General features: G+C 62.6%; 19 protein-coding genes. 16 read left to right on the forward strand and 3 right to left on the reverse strand.

Going from position 1 to position 19,421, the window contains the following annotated elements:
• The first annotated feature begins 111 nt into the window (after positions 1 to 111).
• The 4 genes from ACEW8Q_RS10795 to ACEW8Q_RS10810 are packed head-to-tail and all read left to right on the forward strand — an operon-like array spanning position 112 to position 3,932.
• Entirely contained in the window at positions 112 to 942 is an 831-nt protein-coding gene (locus ACEW8Q_RS10795; protein WP_373504083.1) for a DeoR/GlpR family DNA-binding transcription regulator, read from the forward strand.
• A gap of 36 nt (positions 943 to 978) precedes the next feature.
• On the forward strand, positions 979 to 1,779 hold the full coding sequence (locus tag ACEW8Q_RS10800; protein ID WP_373504061.1) for a BtpA/SgcQ family protein: 801 nt from the start codon (positions 979 to 981) through the stop codon (positions 1,777 to 1,779).
• 6 nt (positions 1,780 to 1,785) lie between these two features.
• Positions 1,786 to 3,294, forward strand: a complete 1,509-nt coding sequence (locus ACEW8Q_RS10805; protein WP_373504062.1) for an FGGY-family carbohydrate kinase — start codon at positions 1,786 to 1,788, stop codon at positions 3,292 to 3,294.
• A complete protein-coding gene (locus ACEW8Q_RS10810) occupies positions 3,291 to 3,932 on the forward strand; it encodes an HAD family hydrolase (protein WP_373504063.1) in 642 nt (213 codons plus the stop codon). Before ACEW8Q_RS10805 ends, ACEW8Q_RS10810 begins: the two co-directional genes overlap by 4 nt.
• On the opposite strand, the gene ACEW8Q_RS10815 is transcribed toward ACEW8Q_RS10810, so the two are convergent.
• Complete coding sequence (locus tag ACEW8Q_RS10815; RefSeq protein WP_373504064.1) at positions 3,925 to 5,469, reverse strand: GMC family oxidoreductase; 1,545 nt, start codon at positions 5,467 to 5,469, stop codon at positions 3,925 to 3,927. The two genes, ACEW8Q_RS10810 and ACEW8Q_RS10815, sit on opposite strands and share 8 nt — an antisense overlap.
• Before the next feature lie 4 nt (positions 5,470 to 5,473).
• On the reverse strand, positions 5,474 to 6,172 hold the full coding sequence (locus tag ACEW8Q_RS10820; RefSeq protein ID WP_373504065.1) for a FadR/GntR family transcriptional regulator: 699 nt from the start codon (positions 6,170 to 6,172) through the stop codon (positions 5,474 to 5,476).
• A gap of 145 nt (positions 6,173 to 6,317) precedes the next feature.
• Between ACEW8Q_RS10820 and ACEW8Q_RS10825 the strand changes: the two genes are divergently transcribed.
• From ACEW8Q_RS10825 to fhmpcd1, 6 genes are all read left to right on the forward strand, one after another.
• Positions 6,318 to 7,946: a GMC family oxidoreductase gene (locus tag ACEW8Q_RS10825; RefSeq protein WP_373504066.1), complete on the forward strand. Its 1,629-nt coding sequence runs from the start codon at positions 6,318 to 6,320 to the stop codon at positions 7,944 to 7,946.
• Between the two features lie 115 nt (positions 7,947 to 8,061).
• Positions 8,062 to 9,213: a cupin domain-containing protein gene (locus tag ACEW8Q_RS10830; RefSeq protein WP_373504067.1), complete on the forward strand. Its 1,152-nt coding sequence runs from the start codon at positions 8,062 to 8,064 to the stop codon at positions 9,211 to 9,213.
• A 4-nt stretch (positions 9,214 to 9,217) separates the two neighbouring features.
• Positions 9,218 to 10,345: an LVIVD repeat-containing protein gene (locus ACEW8Q_RS10835; RefSeq protein WP_373504068.1), complete on the forward strand. Its 1,128-nt coding sequence runs from the start codon at positions 9,218 to 9,220 to the stop codon at positions 10,343 to 10,345.
• Positions 10,346 to 10,354: 9 nt separating this feature from the next.
• Positions 10,355 to 10,765, forward strand: coding sequence for a RidA family protein (locus ACEW8Q_RS10840; RefSeq protein ID WP_373504069.1), 411 nt, complete (start codon positions 10,355 to 10,357; stop codon positions 10,763 to 10,765).
• A 10-nt stretch (positions 10,766 to 10,775) separates the two neighbouring features.
• The gene (locus ACEW8Q_RS10845) at positions 10,776 to 11,375 is read left to right on the forward strand and encodes a glutathione S-transferase family protein (RefSeq protein ID WP_373504070.1); all 600 of its coding nucleotides are present in this window, start codon (positions 10,776 to 10,778) and stop codon (positions 11,373 to 11,375) included.
• Positions 11,372 to 12,301 carry a 5-formyl-3-hydroxy-2-methylpyridine 4-carboxylate 5-dehydrogenase gene (fhmpcd1, locus tag ACEW8Q_RS10850; RefSeq protein ID WP_373504071.1) on the forward strand — a complete coding sequence of 310 codons (930 nt, stop codon included), beginning with the start codon at positions 11,372 to 11,374 and terminating at the stop codon, positions 12,299 to 12,301. The genes ACEW8Q_RS10845 and fhmpcd1 overlap by 4 nt, the downstream gene beginning before the upstream one ends.
• A gap of 20 nt (positions 12,302 to 12,321) precedes the next feature.
• On the opposite strand, the gene ACEW8Q_RS10855 is transcribed toward fhmpcd1, so the two are convergent.
• Complete coding sequence (locus ACEW8Q_RS10855) at positions 12,322 to 12,750, reverse strand: hypothetical protein (RefSeq protein WP_373504072.1); 429 nt, start codon at positions 12,748 to 12,750, stop codon at positions 12,322 to 12,324.
• A gap of 92 nt (positions 12,751 to 12,842) precedes the next feature.
• Between ACEW8Q_RS10855 and ACEW8Q_RS10860 the strand changes: the two genes are divergently transcribed.
• From ACEW8Q_RS10860 to ppaT, 6 genes are all read left to right on the forward strand, one after another.
• Positions 12,843 to 13,880, forward strand: coding sequence for a BMP family protein (locus ACEW8Q_RS10860; RefSeq protein ID WP_373504073.1), 1,038 nt, complete (start codon positions 12,843 to 12,845; stop codon positions 13,878 to 13,880).
• A gap of 67 nt (positions 13,881 to 13,947) precedes the next feature.
• Complete coding sequence (locus ACEW8Q_RS10865; RefSeq protein WP_373504074.1) at positions 13,948 to 15,513, forward strand: ABC transporter ATP-binding protein; 1,566 nt, start codon at positions 13,948 to 13,950, stop codon at positions 15,511 to 15,513.
• Positions 15,510 to 16,544 carry an ABC transporter permease gene (locus ACEW8Q_RS10870; RefSeq protein ID WP_373504075.1) on the forward strand — a complete coding sequence of 345 codons (1,035 nt, stop codon included), beginning with the start codon at positions 15,510 to 15,512 and terminating at the stop codon, positions 16,542 to 16,544. Before ACEW8Q_RS10865 ends, ACEW8Q_RS10870 begins: the two co-directional genes overlap by 4 nt.
• Complete coding sequence (locus ACEW8Q_RS10875) at positions 16,541 to 17,476, forward strand: ABC transporter permease (protein WP_373504076.1); 936 nt, start codon at positions 16,541 to 16,543, stop codon at positions 17,474 to 17,476. Before ACEW8Q_RS10870 ends, ACEW8Q_RS10875 begins: the two co-directional genes overlap by 4 nt.
• A 28-nt stretch (positions 17,477 to 17,504) precedes the next feature.
• Positions 17,505 to 18,311 carry an N-acyl homoserine lactonase family protein gene (locus ACEW8Q_RS10880; protein WP_373504077.1) on the forward strand — a complete coding sequence of 269 codons (807 nt, stop codon included), beginning with the start codon at positions 17,505 to 17,507 and terminating at the stop codon, positions 18,309 to 18,311.
• A gap of 22 nt (positions 18,312 to 18,333) precedes the next feature.
• Positions 18,334 to 19,421 (forward strand): pyridoxamine--pyruvate transaminase (gene ppaT / locus ACEW8Q_RS10885; RefSeq protein ID WP_373504078.1); only part of this gene is annotated, 1,088 nt, incomplete at its 3' end.

Raw genomic sequence — 19,421 nt, forward strand, 5'->3', positions numbered from 1 at the left:
AGGGATGATGTTTGAATTTGTGCGAATCCTTGTTATGGATGAGCTTCCGGTCCGGCAACAAGGCGAGCCTGGAGGATGTTGCAGATGGTCAAAAGGCAGGGCGAACGGGGAATGCCGATCCGGCTTCCGGAACGGCATTCGTCTGCTGGGTTCCGTCCCCTGGCGCAGCAACGTCACATTCACATCTTGAGCAAGCTGGCCTCGGTGGGCACGGTGCAGGTCGGCATGCTTGCGCGGGATCTCCGCGTGTCCGAAATGACCATCCGCCGTGATCTGGTCGACCTCGAAAAGGAAGGCCGGCTGACGCGCATTCACGGCGGCGCCGTTGATACCGGCAAACACCGGCGCACGGTGATCGACCGCGACGAACCCTTGTTCGAGGCGCGACTGCAACGCCAGTACGAGGCGAAGCAGCGCATTGCCGCGGCGGCTGCGCGGCTTGCCGCAGGCTGCAAGACCATAGCACTCGATGTCGGTTCCACCACGCTGTTGCTGGCGAGGCAGCTCCATGGCGAAAGTCAGGCGAAAATATTCACCAACAGCGTGCGCATCGCCGCCGATCTCGCCGCCCACACCGCCGAGGTCTATCTGCCCGGCGGGCGCATGCGCCGCGATGAAATGTCGATCGGCGGACGTACCGCGGTCGAGCAGTTCCAGGACTTGTGGTTCGACATCGCCTTCGTCGGCGTGTCGGGCATGACGACAAGCGGGATATTCGACTACTCGTTCGAGGACGTTGACATGAAGCGCGTCTATCTTCGGCGCTCCAGCATGAAGGTGGTACTCTGCGATGCCTCCAAGTTCGAGCGCATGTCGCTGGTCCACATCGCGCCGCTTGATGGTTTTGACATCCTGATCACCGACGCCGCTCCACCTCCGCAGATCGCCAAGGCGCTTGCAGACGCAAATGTGCGTGTGGACATCGTGACGGACACGGACTGAACAACCAGCAATTCAATAATCGGAAGGAATGGGACGATGGTGTTTGAATTTTTTGGTGCGAAGAAGAAGGTCGTGATTGCCATGGCCCATATCGGGGCCTTGCCTGGAACGCCACTCTTCAATGCCGATGGCGGCATGGACAAGCTGATTGAAGATGTTGCGCGCGATATCGAACAGCTTCAGGCGGGTGGCGTCGACTCGATCATGTTCGGCAACGAGAATGACCGTCCCTATGCGTTCAAGGCAACCGCCGAGGCTGTGGCCGCGATGACCGCCGTGGTGCAGGCCGTGAAGCCCATGCTGAAGGTGCCCTTCGGCATCAATTACCTGTGGGATCCGAGCGCCAGCGTTGCGATCGGTGCTGCGACAGGCGCGAGTTTCGTGCGCGAAATCTTCACCGGCGTCTTCGCCTCCGACATGGGCATCTGGGCACCCGACGCGGGCGCAGCCGCCAGGCTTCGCCGCAATCTGGGCCGCAGCGACATGAAGCTGCTGTTCAACATCAATGCCGAGTTTGCGCATTCGCTCGACCAGCGCCCCATCGAGCTCCGCGCCCGGAGCGCTGTGTTCTCCTCGCTTGCTGATGCCATTCTCGTGTCGGGTCCGGTCACGGGTGAGCCTGCGGATGAATCGCAGTTGCAGAAAGTCTGCTCCACCGTGCGCGACGTTCCGGTCTTTGCCAACACTGGCGTCAACATGGAAAACGTAAAAAGCACGTTGGCACTGGCGAGCGGTGTCATCATCGGTACGCATTTCAAGGTCGATGGCATCACCTGGAACGCGGTCGATGGCGCCCGCGTGAAGCGCTTCATGGAACGCGTTGAGACGTTGCGCTGATATCACATGGCGTATGTTCTCGGTCTCGACATCGGTACCACATCGACCATCGGCATCCTGATCGAACTGCCGGGACGGATCGCGGGCGTTGCCTCGCGGCCCGTCACACTTCACGCGCCCCATCCCGGCTGGGCCGAGGAAGACCCGCAGCAGTGGTGGAGCAATGTCTGCGCGATCACCCAGGAACTGCTGCGGTCCGCCGGCATCGAAGCGGGTGCGATTGCGGCCGTCGGCGTCACCGGAATGCTTCCCGCTGTCGTGCTGCTCGATGACATGGATCGGATCCTTCGGCCAAGCATCCAGCAGAGCGACGGGCGTTGCGGCAAACAGGTGGCGGAACTGCGCAGCGAATGGGACGAGGCCGCATTCATCGCCAAGGCGGGCAACGGCATCAACCAGCAGCTCGTTGGCGCCAAGCTCCGCTGGATCGAGCAGAACGAGCCACACATTCATGCCCGCGTCGCCACAGTCTTCGGCTCTTATGACTATGTCAACTGGCGGCTGACAGGCGAAAAGGCCATCGAACAGAACTGGGCATTGGAAGCAGGCTTCGTCGATGTCGCAACGGGCCAGATCGATGACAGCCTCGTTGCCTTCGCGCGGGTGCCGAGACATGCAATCCCGCGCAAGTCCGTGTCGCCTGAGGTGCTGGGCCACATCACCGCCGAGGCCTCCGAGTCCACCGGACTTGCAGAAGGCACGCCCGTCGTCGGAGGTGCAGCGGACCTGATTGCGTCGGCACTCGGGGCCGGCATCGTCAATCCGGGTGATGTGCTGCTGAAATTTGGAGGCTCCGTCGATGTGCTGATCGCCACGGATCGCGTGGCGCCTGACCCGCGCATGTTTCTCGATTATCATCTGGTGCCGGGGCTCTTCATGCCCAATGGCTGCATGTCGACCGGAGGTTCCGGTCTTAACTGGTTCGCCAACACCTTCGCAGGGCTGGAAGCGCAGGCCGCCGCCAATCTCGGTCTGACGGTCCACCAATATCTTGATACGCTTGCCGAGAAAGTTCCGGCTGGCTGCGACGGCCTCACCATCCTGCCGTATTTCCTTGGCGAGAAGACGCCGATCCATGATGCGGGCGCGCGCGGCGTGTTCGAGGGTCTCACCTTTTCGCATGGCATGGGGCACCTGTGGCGCGCGATGCTCGAAGCCTATGCCTATGCCATCGTCCATCACATCGAAGTGCTGAACGACATGGGCCATCGTACCGAGAACTACGTGGTGTCTGACGGTGGCTCCAACAGCCGGGTCTGGATGCAGATCGTCGCCGACGTGTTGCAGCAGCCTGTTCAGCGGCTCGCCGGTCATCCCGGTTCCTGCCTTGGCGCGGCGTGGACGGCAGCGGTTGGCGCGGGACTCACCGATGACTGGTCCGGCGTGAACCGCTTTGTCACCCGCCTCGACCGGCTGGAGCCGGATCGTAGCAAGGCAGACGTCTATCACGCGGGATACAAGCGCTTCCGCGAACTCTATCATCGCCTGTCTGCGAAATCTGCGGGGACACAATGACGCTTCTCGCTGTCGCATGGGACATCGACGGAACGCTGGTGGACAGTGAACCGCTGCACCATCGCGCACTCGTTGCCGCAAGCCTTGACCATGGCGTCGACCTGACCGACCTTCCAGAACAGGCATTTCGCGGGATACACATGGGCGACGTGTGGATAGCACTCCGCCACCGCTTGCCGCCAACGCTCGACCAGGAACGATGGCTTGCCGATATCGAATCCTACTACGCCGAACACCGCGACGAGCTTGGCGCAATTCCAGGTGCCGCCGAAACCATCCGTATACTGAACAAGATGGGCGTTCGGCAGGCTTGCGTTTCCAACTCCGGCCGGAAGATTGTCGATGCCAATCTCGACTCTCTCGGTATCCTCGATTGCATCGAATTTTCGATCAGTCTCAATGACGTCGCTGCCGGGAAGCCCGATCCCCTGCCATATGCCGAGGCTTGCCGCAGACTTGGTTTGGCCGGTCAGCAGATACTCGCCGTAGAGGACAGCCGCACCGGCATTCGGTCAGCCCGTGCCGCGGGCCTCGTCGTCGCGGGCTATTCGCCAGAAGTATGGATTGGCGATGACGTCGACCATGCCGTCCGCCGCTTGAGCGACCTTGTGAGGCTCTTCAGTCCCGCTTTCAGTTGACCTTCCCATTCCGGGTCATGTCGCACCAGGTCTCCGCGACCGCGATCACAGCTGCATGGATCGGCCCCGTGGTAAGAGATGGAAACACCGAGGCATCGACCACATTCAGCCCCGGCACGCCATGTACAGCGAGTTCGGCATCCACTACCGCGTCTCCGCCTGTCCCCATCCGGCAGGTTCCGGCGGGGTGATGATGGGTGGACGCGCTGCGGGCGATGAATGCATCAAGATCATCATCACTCGACACGCCGTCGCCGGGCAGAAACTCATGGTCGCGCCACGCGTCCAATGCTGCGTGGTGCCCCACAAGCCTTGCGGTCTTCAGCGCCTTGCGGAATGTCACGCGGTCGTGTTCGGTTTCGTTGCAATGCGGGTCGATGAGTGGTGGGTCGGTTCGCCCCGGACCGGTCGGGGTGATCGATCCACGGCTCGTCGGGTGCGTCACGCCACACAGGATGGTGTAGGCGCTGCCATACGCGGGTGCCGTGAACTGGTTCGTGACCGAAGGTGCCACCACGCAGGCCAGTACGATGTCGGGCGCGCCCCTTGCCCGCGTGATGTCATCGCTGTGCAGATACATCAGCGATTCCGAATGCTGAAGCTGCGACGGCGGTACGGGCTTTCGTGCGGCGTAGACATTGCCGAGCGCGAGCATGTGATCCTGCAGGTTTCTCCCGACGCTGGGAAGTGCGTGACGGCAGTCTATTCCGGCATTGGCAAGCACTGAGCGCTCACCGATCCCCGAGCGCATCAGCAACAGGGGCGTATCGATTGCTCCCGCACACAGCACGATCCTGTCTGCCCGTAACACGACGGTCTCATTGCCCTGCACGGCGAGCACACCGGTTGCTCGTTGACCATCGAATGTCAGCTGTTCCACTTCGCATCCAAGCAGCAGCGAAAGGTTCGGCCTGCTCAGCACGTCAGGCGTCAGGTAGGCATCCGCCACCGTGACACGGCGCCCATCCCGGATGTTGAGTGAGTTGGGAGAGACCCCCGCAAGTTCGTGTCCGTTGTGGTCGGCGAGGCGCGGCACGCCGAGTACCTCGCCTGCCGCCATATAGGCGCGCACCACCGGGCTCACCTCGGCGTCGGGAAGGTATACGGGAAGTGGACCGCCCTTGCCCCGCGCGGGCGTGAGGGGACCGGAAAAATCCTCAGATCGCCTGAAGCCGTCGAGCAGGCCTTCATAGGACCAGCGTGTGCCGCCAGCTTCAGCCCAGGAATCGAAATCATCCGGATGACCGCGCACATGGGCCATGGCATTGATGCAGATGGAGCCGCCGAGCAGCCGCCCACGCGCCCAGGAATGAACCCGGTTGGCGGTGAAAGGTTGCGGCTCCGTCCTGTAGTCCTTGTCATAGATTCGGCCCTGCAATGCTGTCCACTTCAACGGATCGGCGATGTCCGGGTCTGCTGCCGTGTGTCCAGCTTCGAGCAGCCCCACGGTACAGGACGGGTCTTCGCTCAACCGGCTCGCGACAACACAGCCTGCCGAGCCCCCGCCAATGACGAGAATATCGAAGTGGCGTGTCAAGCGCTCACGCCGCTGCAAGCCCGGCGTTGGAGCGTTCGATGATGCGGCGCTGCACCAGCAGAAGATGAGCCCGCATGGCGGCTTCGGCAGCTTCCGGATCGCGCGATGCAATGGCCTCGGCGATGCGCTGGTGCTCCTGGTCGCGCTGGGCAATCCGCGTGGGGCAGGTGGCAGGGGTGGCGCGCGCCACCCTCATGCGGGCATCGACGCCGATCTGCCGCAGCATGACGAAAAGGTCATGGGCCAGATGGTTGCGCGCCGCCGCCGCCACGGCGAGGTGGAAGTTGAGGTCCACTTCGTCCGGCTTGTCGTCGGCCCGTGTCGTGGACCATTGGGTGATCTGCGCAATGTCGAGCGAGGAAGCCCTGAGCGAGGCGAGCCTTGCGAAGCTCGGCTCGAGAATGAGCCGCATTTCGATCACTTCGAGCGGGTTGGTCACCCGCACAAGGTCTTCGTTGTGGCGCGGCTGCCGGGTGGCGGCAGCGCGCCGCGACGGCTCGATGTCGCCCGACTTCCGCAACTGGTCGAGCGCCTTGCGCAGCTGGTGCCGCTTCACGTTCAGCTTTCCCGCCAGCTCACGCTCGGACGGAAGTCCGCCGCCCGTCTCCCGCAACTGCCGGATGGCGGCGATAATGCTGGACGTGTCAGGGGATCCCGCGTCCTGGGTGCCGGTGACTGACAATGCAACTGCTCCAATATTCATCAACCAATCGCAACCATATTAAGCGAGAACCATCTGTTAAGCCAGAACCATCTGGTTGACAACCATGTCCTGCGGTGGTTGACTTTCACCATGTCAGAATTCCGGCGCGTCGATCAAGCCGCGCGGGCCCACCGAGAGTGACTCAATGCCTGCACCTGCGAGTTTCGACTATGTGATCGTTGGCGCAGGCTCGGCTGGTTGCACGCTGGCCAACCGGCTGACCGAGGACGGCAAGACGACAGTCCTCCTCCTTGAAGCGGGCGGTTGGGACCGCGACCCGATGATCCACATTCCGCTCGGCTGGGGCAAGATCCTCGTCGAGCGCCGCCATGACTGGATGTATTTCTGCGAGCCCGAGGCCAATGTCGGAAACCGCCGGGTGGAATGCGCGCGCGGCAAGGTGATTGGCGGATCGTCCTCCACCAATGCCATGGCCTATGTGCGTGGCAACCGCGGCGACTACGATCGCTGGGCTTCCCAGGGCCTGGCCGGCTGGTCATACGAGAAGGTCCTGCCGTATTTCCGCAAGTCCGAACGCTGGGAGGGGGGCGCCAATACCTATCGCGGCGGAAATGGCCCGCTGAACACCCAACTCTGCAAATACAAGGACGAACTGATCGAGGCCTTCGCGGAGGCAAGCCGCACGGCGGGCTTTCCGCAGACTGACGACTATAATGGCGAAGTGCAGGAAGGCTTCGGCCGTCTTCAGATGACGATCGAGAAAGGCCGCCGCGCCAGTACGGCGACTGCCTATCTTCGCCCTGCCATGAAACGTGCCGGCCTCAAGGTCGAGACCGAAGCCCTTGCCAGCCGCATCCTGATCGAGGGCGGCCGCGCCTCGGGCATCGAATACACGCGCGGCGGTACGGCCTTGAAGGCCCTGGCCCGGCGCGAAGTCATACTCGCGGGCGGCGTCATAAACACCCCGCAATTGCTGATGCTTTCAGGCATAGGCGACCCCGCCGAGCTGGCGCGCCTCGGAGTTCAGACGGTGGTGGGCAGTCCGCAAGTAGGCCTGAACCTGCAGGATCATGTCTCGGTCATCCTGATGTATAGCCGAAAGACGCCGGGACCCTTCTTCCGCATGATGCGAGCCGATCGGATCGGCCTCGATTTCATGAAGACCTACCTCACGGGCAGGGGCTTCTCCGCCGACGTGCCCGGTGGTGTGGTGGCATTCCTGAAGAGCGATGCCACGCGACCGCTGCCCGATGTGCAGATCCTGTTCACGGCGGCGCCACTCGCGGCATGGCCCTACTTCGCGCCTTTCAAGCAGCCCTTCGCCGACGGCTTTGCCACCCGCATCGTGGCCACCCAGCCGGAGAGCCGGGGGCGCATCGAACTTGCCTCGGCCGACCCCGCGGCGGCTCCCCTCATTCACCAGAATTTCCTGTCTTCGTCCCGTGACTGGGATTCGCTGCGTGCCGGGTTTCGCGTGGCGCGGAAACTTGCGGCCGAGCCTTCGATGCAGGAATTCGTGGCGGCTGAATTCCTGCCCGGCCCGAAATGCCAGACCGACGAGGAGATCGACGAGCACATCCGCAAGACGTCGATCACCGTTCACCACCCGGCCGGAACCTGCCGCATGGGCTCTGATGCATCTTCCGTGGTTGATCCCGAGCTGCGGGTTCGCGGCATCGCCGGGCTGCGCATTGCAGACGCGTCGGTAATGCCGGACCTGCCTTGCGGCAACATCAACGCGGCCGTCATCATGATCGCAGAGAAGGCGGCGGACCTCATCCGAGCCTCCGCTACGCAACGGGTTGCTGCCTGATTCTGGTTGACAATCTGGTTGAATATGGTTGAACTTTTCACATTGATCATCCCAACCACCACTGTTATGGTCGGGTTGGTTTACTGAAATTTTCCATTCAGAGAGGTGCCTGAGAATGTCTACCGCGAAACCGGCAGCCGAAAGTCTCACTCTGAAGGAGGCCGCCCTGAAGAGCCTCTATGACGAGCTCTACGCCAAGAACATGTTTCCGTTCTGGGCCACCTCGCAGGGCGTTGAGCATGACGAAATCAAGCAGCTGATGGCAACCGCGAAGGCTGTGCCCTTCGTGTGGAAATATTCCGAGATTGAGCCGCTCCTGCAGCGTGCGGCACGCCTCGTGACGATGGACGACAGCGAGCGCCGCTCGCTCATCTTGGTCAATCCGGGGCTGGCGCCGAAGCGCGCCTCGGTCTCCACCATGTACACCGCCTACCGCCTGAATGACCCCGACGAGATCATGCCGCCGCACAAGCACTCGCCGAGTGCCGTGCGCTTCGGCCTCACGGGTACCGGCAACTTCACCGGCGTCGAGGGCGAGAACGTGATCTTCGGACCGGGCGACATGGTGCTGACGCCGAACGATGCCTGGCACAATCATGGAACCGTCGGCGGCGAGCCCGCCGTGAACCTGTCGGTTCTCGACCTTCCGCTGGTCGAGATGCTCCATGCGGTGCATTTCGATCACAAGTACACCGAGATCGAAAACGGCAAGGAAGTGGCCAAGAAAGTGCAGGCCGCGCGCTATCCGGCGGACTATTCGCAGCGCATCTATGGCGAGGGCGGGTTGAAGCCGCGCTTCCTCGACCACAGGCGCGGCGGCGGCCTCTCGTCACCGATGTGGGTCTATCGCTGGGACCGTATGCAGGCGACGCTTGACGCATTGAAGGATTGGGACGGCGACCCCCATGAGGGCATCGTAGTCGATTACATCGACCCGACGACGGGTGGGCCGGTGTTCCACACGATCAACTTCTATGCGCAGATGCTGCGTCCGGGTGAACGCACGCTGCCCCAGCGCGAAACGGCTAGCCTCCTGCTCGCGCCCTTCAAGGGCAAGGGTCATTCGATCATCGACGGCAAGCGCCATGACTGGGACCAGTTCGATACGCTTGCCGTTCCCGGTGGTTGCTGGGTCGAACATGTGAACGGCTCGGACAAGGACCCGGTGATCTTCTTTGGCGCAACCGATGCGCCGACACAGCGTGCCCTGTTGCTCTACAAGCGCTGGGGCCGCAACACCGCCGGCGACCTGCTGCGCCTGAGCTGAGATCTTGGCGTCTTCACATAACACCAAGCTTCTCGGCCATGCCGATTGTCCGGGCGGCGGGCAGGTGTGGGTCGATGGCAACGTCATGTATGTGGGCCACATGCGCCCGCCGAGCGGCACCACGCTGTTCGACATTTCCGATCCGCGCAACCCCCGCAAGATCACCACGATCGAGGTTCCGCCGGGCTGGCACTCGCACAAGGTGCGGGTCCAGAACGGCATCATGATCGTCAACCACGAGAAGTTCGGCACCGGCGGGCCGGAAGACTTCACAGGCGGCCTTGCGATCTATGACGTGAGCAAGCCGCATGATCCGAAGCCCATCTCGAAATGGATGACCGCGGGCAAGGGCGTTCATCGCTACGATTTCGACGGACGCTATGCCTATATCTCGCCGACGGCGGAAGGTTATGTCGGCAACATCGTGATGATCCTCGATCTGATTGATCCAGCGCATCCCGTTGAAGTCGGGCGCTGGTGGATTCCTGGTCAGCACGTCGGTGGCGGTGAGGCCTATCCGTGGGAGAATTACGTGTCCCCGCGCTGCCATCACCCCATCCGCATGGGCGACAGGCTCTTCGTCAGCTACTGGCACCACGGCTTCTTCATTCTCGATATCTCCGACATGTCGAGGCCGAGGGCCATCGCGCATGTCAATTCAAGCCCCAGCTTCCCGCATCCGACCCACACCTGCCTGCCCGTGCCGCAGGACCTGAAGGGCCGCCGCATCATGGTCGTTGCAGACGAAGACGTGGCGAAGCTCAGGCCGTCGCCTCCGGCTTTCACATGGATCTACGACGTCACGGACGAGACCAACCCGCTGCCAATCTCGACGTTCCAGGTTGCCGGCCTCGATCCCGATGGCGCGCCGCAGCAGCAGATGATGGGCTGCCACCAGCCGTCCGAGCGCTTCAGTGGCAACATCATTCCCTTCGCATGGTTTGCGCAAGGCTTGCGCCTCGTCGACATCACCGATCCCTTCGCGCCGAAGGAAGTGGGCCACTATTTGCCCGACCCGCAGCCGGGTGCTGATCGTTCGTCGTCAAATGACGTCACGACGGATGACCGCGGCCTGATCTATCTCGTGGACCGCATCGGCGGCGTCGACATCATCGAATCCAGCGTCCTGTGAGACATCGCCATGACTGACCGCGCCAAACGCTCTCCCACCCACTACGCCATCGGCAAGAAGAACCCCAACCTGCCGTTCCATCCGGCGGTGCGCGCGGGCGACTTCATCTTCGTGTCGGGCCAGGTGCCCAAGGACGAGAACAACGACGTCATCTCGGGCACCATCGAGGAAGAGACGCTGGCGACGCTGAAGACCATCGAGCGCATCATTGCCCAGGAGGGTGCAACGCTCTCCGACATTGTCCGCATCACCACCTATCTCGAAGACACCCGCGACTTCGGCCGCTACAACAAGGCCTTCCTGCAGGGCATCGGCGATGCCGTGCTGGCCCGCACCACTGTGGAGGCCAAGGCCGTGATCAACACCAAGATCGAAATGGAAGCGATCGTCTACAAGCCGCTTCCCAAAACGCAAGATTGAGGATTTCCGAATGTACAAACTCCTGGGACGCAAGACGTCCGGCAATGTTCAAAAAGTGCTCTTCATGCTCGGCGAACTGGGCGTTCCCTTCGAGCGCCTCGACTATGGCCGCCAGTACGAGAACACGGCGACGCCGGAATACAAGGCGCTGAACCCGACCTCGAAGGTACCGACGCTGGTTGATGGCGAGACGACGATCTGGGAATCGAACACGATCCTCCGCTATCTGGCCGCCAAGGAGCGCCCTGCATTGACGGGCGCAACGCCCGCCGAATGCACGGAGGTCGAGCGCTGGATGGATTTCCTGCTGGCCGCCGTCAACCCCGGCTACATGGCGGCCTTCAAGGGCGCCAAGCTCACGCCTGAGGAGCAGACCGCCGAATACAAGGAGCAGACCAAGGACCTCGGCGCACAGATGGCCATCATCGACGGCCATCTTGCGGGGAAGGATTTCCTCGCGCTAGGCAAGCTCACCATTGCCGACATCGCACTCGCCCCCATCATGAAGCGCTGCCTCGATTTCAAGATCGAACGCAAGGCCATGGCGAACCTCGAGCGCTGGATGGCCTCGATTGCTGGCCGCGACGCCTTCAAAGCAGCGACCGCATGATAAAGCGGGCCGCACTCATCGGGCTGGGAACCATGGGCCCCGGCATAGCGGCGCGCCTGGCGCGCGGCGGAATCGATGTGACGGCCTATGATCTTTCGGAAGCGGCCATCGAGAGAGCAAAGTCCATGCTCGGCACCATCGATGGCGTTCTCGACCGCCTCGACATCGCAGCGCCGGATAGGGGTGCGGGCACAATCAAATTTACCAGTTCGCTTTCCGACGCCGTCGCGGGAGCCGAGCTTGTGATCGAGAACGTGCCCGAGAACATCGATATCAAGGCGGACGTCTATCGTGCCATCGATCCGCTTATCGCTCCATCCGTCATCGTTGCATCTGATACATCCGGCATTCCGATCACCAAGCTGCAGGCTCATATCTCCAACCCGGCGCGCATGGTCGGCATGCATTGGTCGAACCCGCCGCACATCATTCCGATGATCGAGGTGATCGCCGGGGAGAAGACCGCGCCTGAGACCGTATCGACCATCCGCGACCTGATCCGCGCCATCGGGCTGCTGCCAGTCGTGGTGAAGAAGGATGTGCCCGGCTTCGTCGAGAACCGTGTGCTTTACGCGCTGCTGCGCGAGGCCGTCGATCTCGTCGAGCGCGGCGTCATCGAACCCGAAGACCTCGACACCTGCGTCTCATGGGGCATCGGCTACAAGATCGCCGTCATCGGCCCCATGGCGCTTCTCGATATGGCTGGCCTCGACATCTACAAGTCCGTTTCGAGCTTCCTCAACGCCGATCTCTGTAACCGCGCCGACCTTGCTCCGGTGGTGAAGGAAAAGATCGAAGCCGGAAAGCTCGGATTGAAGAGTGGCGGCGGCATGTTCAGCTATGAGACTGGCTCCATCCCGGCGCTTCAGGGCGAGCGGGCAAAGAAGCTCGTCGCGGTCCGCCGCATCCTCGAAGGGCGGGGCTGACCATGGCCGGGCACAGCCAGTTACTTGCAGGCGAGACGGTCACCCGAAGCGGCGCAGGTCATTTCGCGGGGCTGCGGGATGGCGCCCGTGTTGCGGCTCAGAACGATCGGCGTGCGCGTCTGGTAGGCACGCCCGGCGATGCCGCACCACGCAGACTCGACAGGCATATTTTCCTGCTTGCCGTTGAGGATCAGATAAGCGCCCTTGGCAGGATCGAACCACAGGTCGATGACGGAGCGCCCACCGGGCAGCGCATCGCCGAGAGTGATCGAGTACCAGTGCGCGAGCTCGATGGTGCAGGACAGCGGCACGACGCCGGTGTTCCGCACGTCGACCGGAACATGGTTGAGACCGTCCGTTCCCGTCACCACGTCGATATGACGCAGTTCAACAGCCTGGGCCTGAATGGGCCAGAGGAGGAACGCTGCAACACCTAACCGCCACTTCACCAGACTGTCCTGCCGTTTGTATTTCGAAGCCTGTTCTCTGAACTACTCTGCGATGTCTTTCAACCTCAAGAAACTAAATAGGGAGTGTAAAAATGAAATCTCTGAAAACCACCATCACCGCCGCGATGTTCGGCGTCCTGATGGCCGGCAGCGCCTATGCCGCCGAAGTAAAGTCGATTGCGATCCTCACGCCTGAAGAAGGCACCGACTACGGCTGGAACCAGCAGGGTGTCGATGCCGCCAAGGCCGCTGGTGAAGCGACCGGCGTGCAAGTGATCGTGGCCCAGGGCCTGGGCTACGGCGACGTGCGCCCCACCATGCGCGAACTGGCAACCGATGGCGCCAGCCTCCTCATTGCCCATGCCAGCGGCTACAACACGGCCGCTCCTGAAATCGGCGCCGAGATGAAGGTTCCGGTCGCAATCGTCGATACGCCGAATGCCCTCAAGCCGGGCATGGTCGCCGACTACACGCTGAGCGGCCATACGGGCGCCTTTCTGGCCGGCCGCCTCGCGGGCAAGATGACACGCACCAAGACCGTGGGCATCGTCGTCTCCGGCGAACCGCCGTCATGGAACTCGCAGTCGGCAGCCTTCGCACAAGGCGTCAAGGCTGAGAACCCGGACGTGAAGGTCCGCTATGCGGTGATCGGACCGGCGGCCTACAGTGATGCCGCGGGCGGCAAGCGCGTGACGGAATCGGTGATTGCCGCCGGCGCGGACATCATCTTCGGCCAGGGCAACGGCTCGAGCTTCGGTATGCTGCAGGCGGTGGAGACCACCAAGGCGGCGGACGGCGGCAAGGTGATGTTCATCGACGTGATCGGCGACAAGACGCCGATCGACAAGGGCCACCTGCTGTCTTCCGTGGTGTGGAACATCACACCCGTCTACGTCGCCATGATCAACGACCTCAAGGCCGATACCTTCGGCACCAAGAGCTACTCGATCAGCCTCAACGACGACTCGATCAAGCTCTTGAAGACGCCGCAGATTCCGGATGCGACCTGGGCCGAGATCTCGGCACTCCGCGACGAGATCATCGCGGGCAAGATCACCGTCGAGCCGATCTTCGATGCCGCCGCCGTGCGCGCATTGATGACCGACGTCGCCGCTGACGCCGCTCAATAAGAACCGGCAACGCATTAACGGGGGCGCGAACAGCGCCCCCGGTCTTTCATCGTCTTCCGGAGCCGAAGTGATTCCGCCGTCTCAAGACAAGGCAGCCAAGCCTGACATCATCGTTCTCGATCAGGTGACCAAGCGGTTTCCGGGTGTCGTCGCGAACGACTCCGTCAGTCTCACCATTCGTGGCGGCGAGGTGCATGTCCTGCTCGGCGAGAATGGCGCGGGCAAGTCAACCCTCATCGACATGCTCTCCGGGGTCCAGCAGCCTGATGGCGGCCGCATCCTCGTCGACAATACCGAAACCCGCATTTCCTCGCCGCGTCATGCGCTCTCACTTGGCATCGGCACCGTGTTCCAGCATTCGATGCTGGTGCCGAGCCTCACCGTTGCGGAAAATCTTCTTCTGGGAGCGCCCTGGTGGCAGCGCCCGAAATTCGCCGAACTCCGCAGCCGCGCCGCTGCGATTTCCACACAGCTTGGCATGTCGGTCGACCTCGATGCGCTCACCTCAAGCCTCTCGCTCGGCGAGCAGCAGCAAGTCGAAATCCTCCGCGCGCAACTCCGCAACAGCCGTGTGCTGATCCTCGATGAATCGACCTCGATGCTGACGCCCCAGGGCATCGCCGAGCTTGGCGCACTCATGCGCCGCCTGGCGGACCGGGGACAGGCCGTCATCTTCATCACCCACAAGCTCAAGGAAGCCGTGGACTTCGGCGACCGCATCTCCATCCTCAAGCTCGGCCGCAAGGTGGGGGAGATCGGACCGGATCACATGCGCTCGCGCGGCGAGGCCGAAGTCATATCGGGTGTCGTGGAACTGATGTTCGGCAAGCGCAGTGGTGATCCGGAGACCGTGCAGCATAGCGCCCGGCATGTGCCCGCCTCTGCGGATGCCTTGCTCGCTGTCCGCGATCTGAACCTGGCTCCCGCACCAGGTCATCCGGGCCTCGCAACTATCAGCTTCAGCATCGCGCCCGGTGAGGTTCTTGGCATCGCAGGGATCGACGGCAACGGCCAGAAGCAACTCGCGGAAGCACTCGCGGGCCAGCTTCATGCATCTGGTTCCATCAGCCTTGGCGGCACCGAAATTGGCGGCTTGTCCGTCGGCCAGCGCCGCGTCGCGGGACTGCGCTACCTGACCGATGACCGGCTGGGCGAAGGCACCGTCGGCAGCTTCCCCGTCGCCATGAACTTCTTTCTGAAGGAGGTGGGCTCGCCTCCCTTCTGGCTCCGTGGTTTCGAGCGGCGCAGCGCCATCGAGGAGCGTGCCGTCGAATTGATCAAGCAGTTCGACGTGCGAACGCCAAGTCCGCGCACACCCGTCGGCCGACTGTCGGGCGGCAACATTCAAAAAGTGCTTCTCGGCCGTGAACTCGCCGACGGCGCAAAGCTCATCATCTTCAACAAGCCCACCTATGGCCTTGACCTCGCCAACACGCTCGCCGCGCGTGAGATGATCAAGAAGGTGGCGGCGCAAGGACTCGGCGTGCTTCTGATCTCGACCGATCTCGAAGAAATCCTCGCGCTGTCGGACCGCATCGCCGTGATGGATGCTGGCCGCATCGCAGGCGTTGTCGAGAATGCCGATAACGCCCGCACAGCCGTCGGCCGCCTGATGACCGGGCTCGCAGCATGATGTTCCAGCGCGTGTTGCTGATGGTGGGTCCCATCCTCGTGGCCCTTGTCATCGCCGGGATCATTCTCGCGGCTGCGGGCGTCGATCCGCTCGCCTATTATTCATATGTGCTCCAGCGCGGGCTCTTCACCTCAGTCGGCATCCAGCAGACGCTCACCCGCATGGCGCCGCTGCTGTTCATCGCGGCCGGCCTCATCATCGCCTTCCGCGCCGGCATCTGGAACCTCGGCACCGATGGGCAGTTCCTGCTTGGTGCGGTGACTGCGGCGGCAAGCGCCCCGCTGCTCGTTGCGGTCATGCCGGTGTGGCTGGCCCTCGTCATCAGTTTCATGCTCTCGGCACTGGTCGCCGTCATCTGGTCGCTACTGCCAGCCCTTCTCCGCGCCTATCAGGGTGTCAACGAAATCATCACCACGCTGATGATGACATTCCTCGGCACCTCTCTGGCGAATGTCCTGGTGAAGCTCGTCTTCCTCGATCCCGCAACGACCGTGCCGCAGACCCGCACGCTTCCGGTGGAGGACCGGCTGCCGCGCCTCTTCGACACGACGATTTCGTCAGGCCTCATCATGGGCCTGATCGTGGTCATCGCCGTGCATGTGATGATGACGCGGACGGCCTTTGGCCTGCGCCTGCGCATGGTGGGATCGAGCCCGCGCGCCGCCGTGCATGCGGGGCTTCCCGTTCCAGCGCTTACCGTTGCCGTCTTCGCCCTCTCGGCGGGCCTCGCGGGGTTGGCGGGCGCCGTCGACATCATCGGGGTTCAGGGCAATGTCCGCGCCGACTGGAACCCGGCCTATGGCATGGCAGTCATTCCTGTCGTCTTCCTCGCGCGGATGAACGGCTTTGCTGCCATCGCCTTCGTCTTCCTGTTCTCGATCCTGTCGATCGGCGGCGAGAGTGCCGCGCGCCGCTTGGGCGTGCCGCAGGATTTCACGCTGGTCTTCGTGGCGATCACTCTCATCGTGCTGGCGCTTGCCGAATACTACACCCAGCATTCCGGCAAGCTAAAGGGTGCAGTGAAATCATGAGCGCGCTCTTCACGCAGGTCTTCATCAGCGCACTTCTGTTCGGCGCGATAACCGCCGCGGTGCCGCTGCTCCTCGCAGGGCTTGGCGAGCAGATGTCGGAAAAGGCCGGCGTCCTCAACATAGGCATCGAAGGCATGATGATCAGCGGAGCCTATGCGGGCTTCCTCGGCGCTTACTACGGTAGTTCTTTGTGGCTCGGCTTTTTCACCGGTGCTCTGGCTGGCATGGCGGTTGCGCTGGTGATGGTGCTGCTCTGCGTCCGCCTCGGGCTGAACCAGATCGTCATCGGCATCGGACTGACGCTCGCCTGCGAAGGCCTCACCGCGCTGCTGCATCATTTTCAGTTCTCGCGCACCTATCCCCGCCTCGAAGCGGCTGATGTGACAGTGATCCCCGTCCTCTCCAGCATTCCGGTGCTGGGGCCGGCGCTGTTCAAGCATCACCTCATCGTCTACCTTGCGGTGCTGATGGTCTTCATAATGGGCTATATCTATCGCCACACCCAACTCGGCCTCAACCTACAGGCCGCGGGCGACAAGCCCGCCGCGCTGGATGTGGCGGGCGTCGATGTCGTCCGCACCCGCAGCATCGCCGTTCTGGTCACCGGCGCCATGGCGGGCATCGGCGGCGCCTATCTCGCCAACATCGGGGCCGGCATCTTCGTGCCCTACATCACCAATGGCGCTGGTTTCCTCGGCATCGTGCTGGCCATGCTGGCGCGCGGCCGCCCCATCTGGGTGCTGACGGGAGCTGTGCTGTTCGGCGTATGCCTGTCGCTCACCACCGCCATGCAGGTTGCAGGGATCAACATGCCGACCGACGTGATCCAGATGCTGCCTTTCATCGCGGTGATGACCATGCTCATCTTGTTCGGCCGCAGGGCGAGCCTGCCGGCTGCCCTCGGACTACCCTATCAACGCGGCGCGCGCTAAGTTCCGCCGGAAACACTGGAGGTCGATTGTGTCGGATACCAAGGTCTATCTTCTCGACGGCGGAACGCTGGTGATTGATGGCTACCATGTCTTCTGGAATCGGGGGCCTGCGGGCGAAATCCGGTTCCCCGTGTACTCGATCCTGGTCGAGCACAAGGAAGGCCGCTTCCTCATCGACACCGGCTTCGACTACGACCATGTGATGAAGGTGCTGCCCTTCGAGAAGCCCATCCAGTCGAAGGACCAGACCATTCCGGGTGCATTGGCGCTGCTGGGCCTCGAGCCGAAGGACATCGACGTCGTCGTCAACTCGCATTTCCATTTTGATCATTGCGGCGGCAACAAGTATTTCCCGCATGCCAAGAAGATATGCCACAGATCAGAAGTCCCGCAGGCCTGCAACCCCGAGCCTTTCGAGCACCTGGGGTATTCCGACCTGAGCTTCTCGGCGGAAGCCGCCGAAGCCCGGGGCGCCACCACGCAGCTGCTGCCCGGCACCACGCGCGCCAATTCCACCTTTGAAGGTATCGACGGTGACGTCGAACTCGCCAAGGGCGTCAAGCTCATCTTCACGCCCGGCCATTCGATCGGCCACTATTCGCTGATGGTCGATTTCCCCAAGCGAAAGCCCATCCTCTTCACCATCGACGCGGCCTACACGCAGAAGAGTCTCGAGACGCTGTGCCAAGCCTCGTTCCACATCGATCCCGTCGCCGGCGTGCGCTCGATGCGCCATGTGAAGAAGCTGGCGGAAGACCACGGCGCCGAACTGATGTTCTCGCACGACTTGGAGAACTTCAAGACCTACAAGACCGGCACGCAATTCTACAGCTAGACGACAGACTGGGAGACCGACCATGCGCTACGCGGAAACCGCCGATCCCGTCATCACCCTGACCGCCGGTCCGGTGAATGCCTACCCCGACGTGCTGCGGGCGCTGGGGCGCACGGTGCTCTATGACTACGATCCGGCCTTCCAGATGCACTATGAACGCGTCGTGGAGAAAGCCTCGAAAGCGCTGCGCATCTCGGGCCACGCGCTGATCCTCCATGGCGAGCCGGTGCTGGGCCTTGAGGCAGCGGCAGCCTCGATCATAACCCCGGATGACACCGTGCTGAACCTCGCCTCGGGTGTCTACGGCAAGGGCTTCGGCTATTGGGCCAAGCGCTATTCGCCGAAGCTGGTCGAGATCGAGGTGCCTTACAACGAGGCCATCGATCCGGCCTCCGTTTCCGCGATGCTGAAGAAGCATCCGGAGATCAGCATCGTCTCGGTCTGCCATCATGATACGCCGTCGGGCACGCTGAATCCGATCAACGAGATCGGCAAGCTGGTGCGCGCGCATGGCGCGTATCTCATTGTCGATGCGGTCTCGTCCTTCGGCGGCATGAACACGCATCCGGACGATTGCGCGGCGGACATCTACATCACCGGACCCAACAAGTGCCTTGGTGCTCCACCCGCCCTGACACTCGCGGCGGTGAGCGACCGTGGCTGGGCGCGGATGAAGGCCAATCCTGCGGCACCGCGCGCCTCCATGCTCTCGATCCTCGATTGGGAGAATGCCTGGAGCCACAAGGAGCCGTTTCCCTTCACGCCTTCGGTGGCCGAGATCAACGGCCTCGATATGGCGCTTGATCTCTATCTGAACGAGGGACCCGAAAAAGTATGGGCCCGCCATGCCCTCACAGCCAAAGCGACGCGCGCTGGAGCGAAGGCCATGGGGCTCGAACTCTGGGCCGCGAGTGAAGCCATTGCATCTCCCACGGCGACAGCCATCCGGACGCCCGCCGGGATCGACGAGGCAGCACTCCGCCGCGAGGCCCGCGCCCGCTATGGCGTGGTGTTTTCCGCCGGCCGTGGCGAGACGCTGGGAAAGCTCACGCGCATCGGCCACATGGGCCCGACGGCGCAGCCCATCTATGCCATTGCGGCGCTGGCCGC

The sequence above is a fragment of the Aestuariivirga sp. genome, from assembly GCF_041738905.1.
Taxonomy (GTDB): domain Bacteria; phylum Pseudomonadota; class Alphaproteobacteria; order Rhizobiales; family Aestuariivirgaceae; genus Aestuariivirga.

Coding starts and splice junctions, on each gene's coding strand:
- ACEW8Q_RS10795 (WP_373504083.1), top strand. CDS start 112: ATGCCGATCCGGCTTCCGGAACGGCATTCGTCTGCTGGGTTCCGTCCC.
- ACEW8Q_RS10800 (WP_373504061.1), top strand. CDS start 979: ATGGTGTTTGAATTTTTTGGTGCGAAGAAGAAGGTCGTGATTGCCATG.
- ACEW8Q_RS10805 (WP_373504062.1), top strand. CDS start 1,786: ATGGCGTATGTTCTCGGTCTCGACATCGGTACCACATCGACCATCGGC.
- ACEW8Q_RS10810 (WP_373504063.1), top strand. CDS start 3,291: ATGACGCTTCTCGCTGTCGCATGGGACATCGACGGAACGCTGGTGGAC.
- ACEW8Q_RS10820 (WP_373504065.1), bottom strand. CDS start 6,172: ATGAATATTGGAGCAGTTGCATTGTCAGTCACCGGCACCCAGGACGCG.
- ACEW8Q_RS10825 (WP_373504066.1), top strand. CDS start 6,318: ATGCCTGCACCTGCGAGTTTCGACTATGTGATCGTTGGCGCAGGCTCG.
- ACEW8Q_RS10830 (WP_373504067.1), top strand. CDS start 8,062: ATGTCTACCGCGAAACCGGCAGCCGAAAGTCTCACTCTGAAGGAGGCC.
- ACEW8Q_RS10840 (WP_373504069.1), top strand. CDS start 10,355: ATGACTGACCGCGCCAAACGCTCTCCCACCCACTACGCCATCGGCAAG.
- ACEW8Q_RS10845 (WP_373504070.1), top strand. CDS start 10,776: ATGTACAAACTCCTGGGACGCAAGACGTCCGGCAATGTTCAAAAAGTG.
- fhmpcd1 (WP_373504071.1), top strand. CDS start 11,372: ATGATAAAGCGGGCCGCACTCATCGGGCTGGGAACCATGGGCCCCGGC.
- ACEW8Q_RS10860 (WP_373504073.1), top strand. CDS start 12,843: ATGAAATCTCTGAAAACCACCATCACCGCCGCGATGTTCGGCGTCCTG.
- ACEW8Q_RS10870 (WP_373504075.1), top strand. CDS start 15,510: ATGATGTTCCAGCGCGTGTTGCTGATGGTGGGTCCCATCCTCGTGGCC.
- ACEW8Q_RS10875 (WP_373504076.1), top strand. CDS start 16,541: ATGAGCGCGCTCTTCACGCAGGTCTTCATCAGCGCACTTCTGTTCGGC.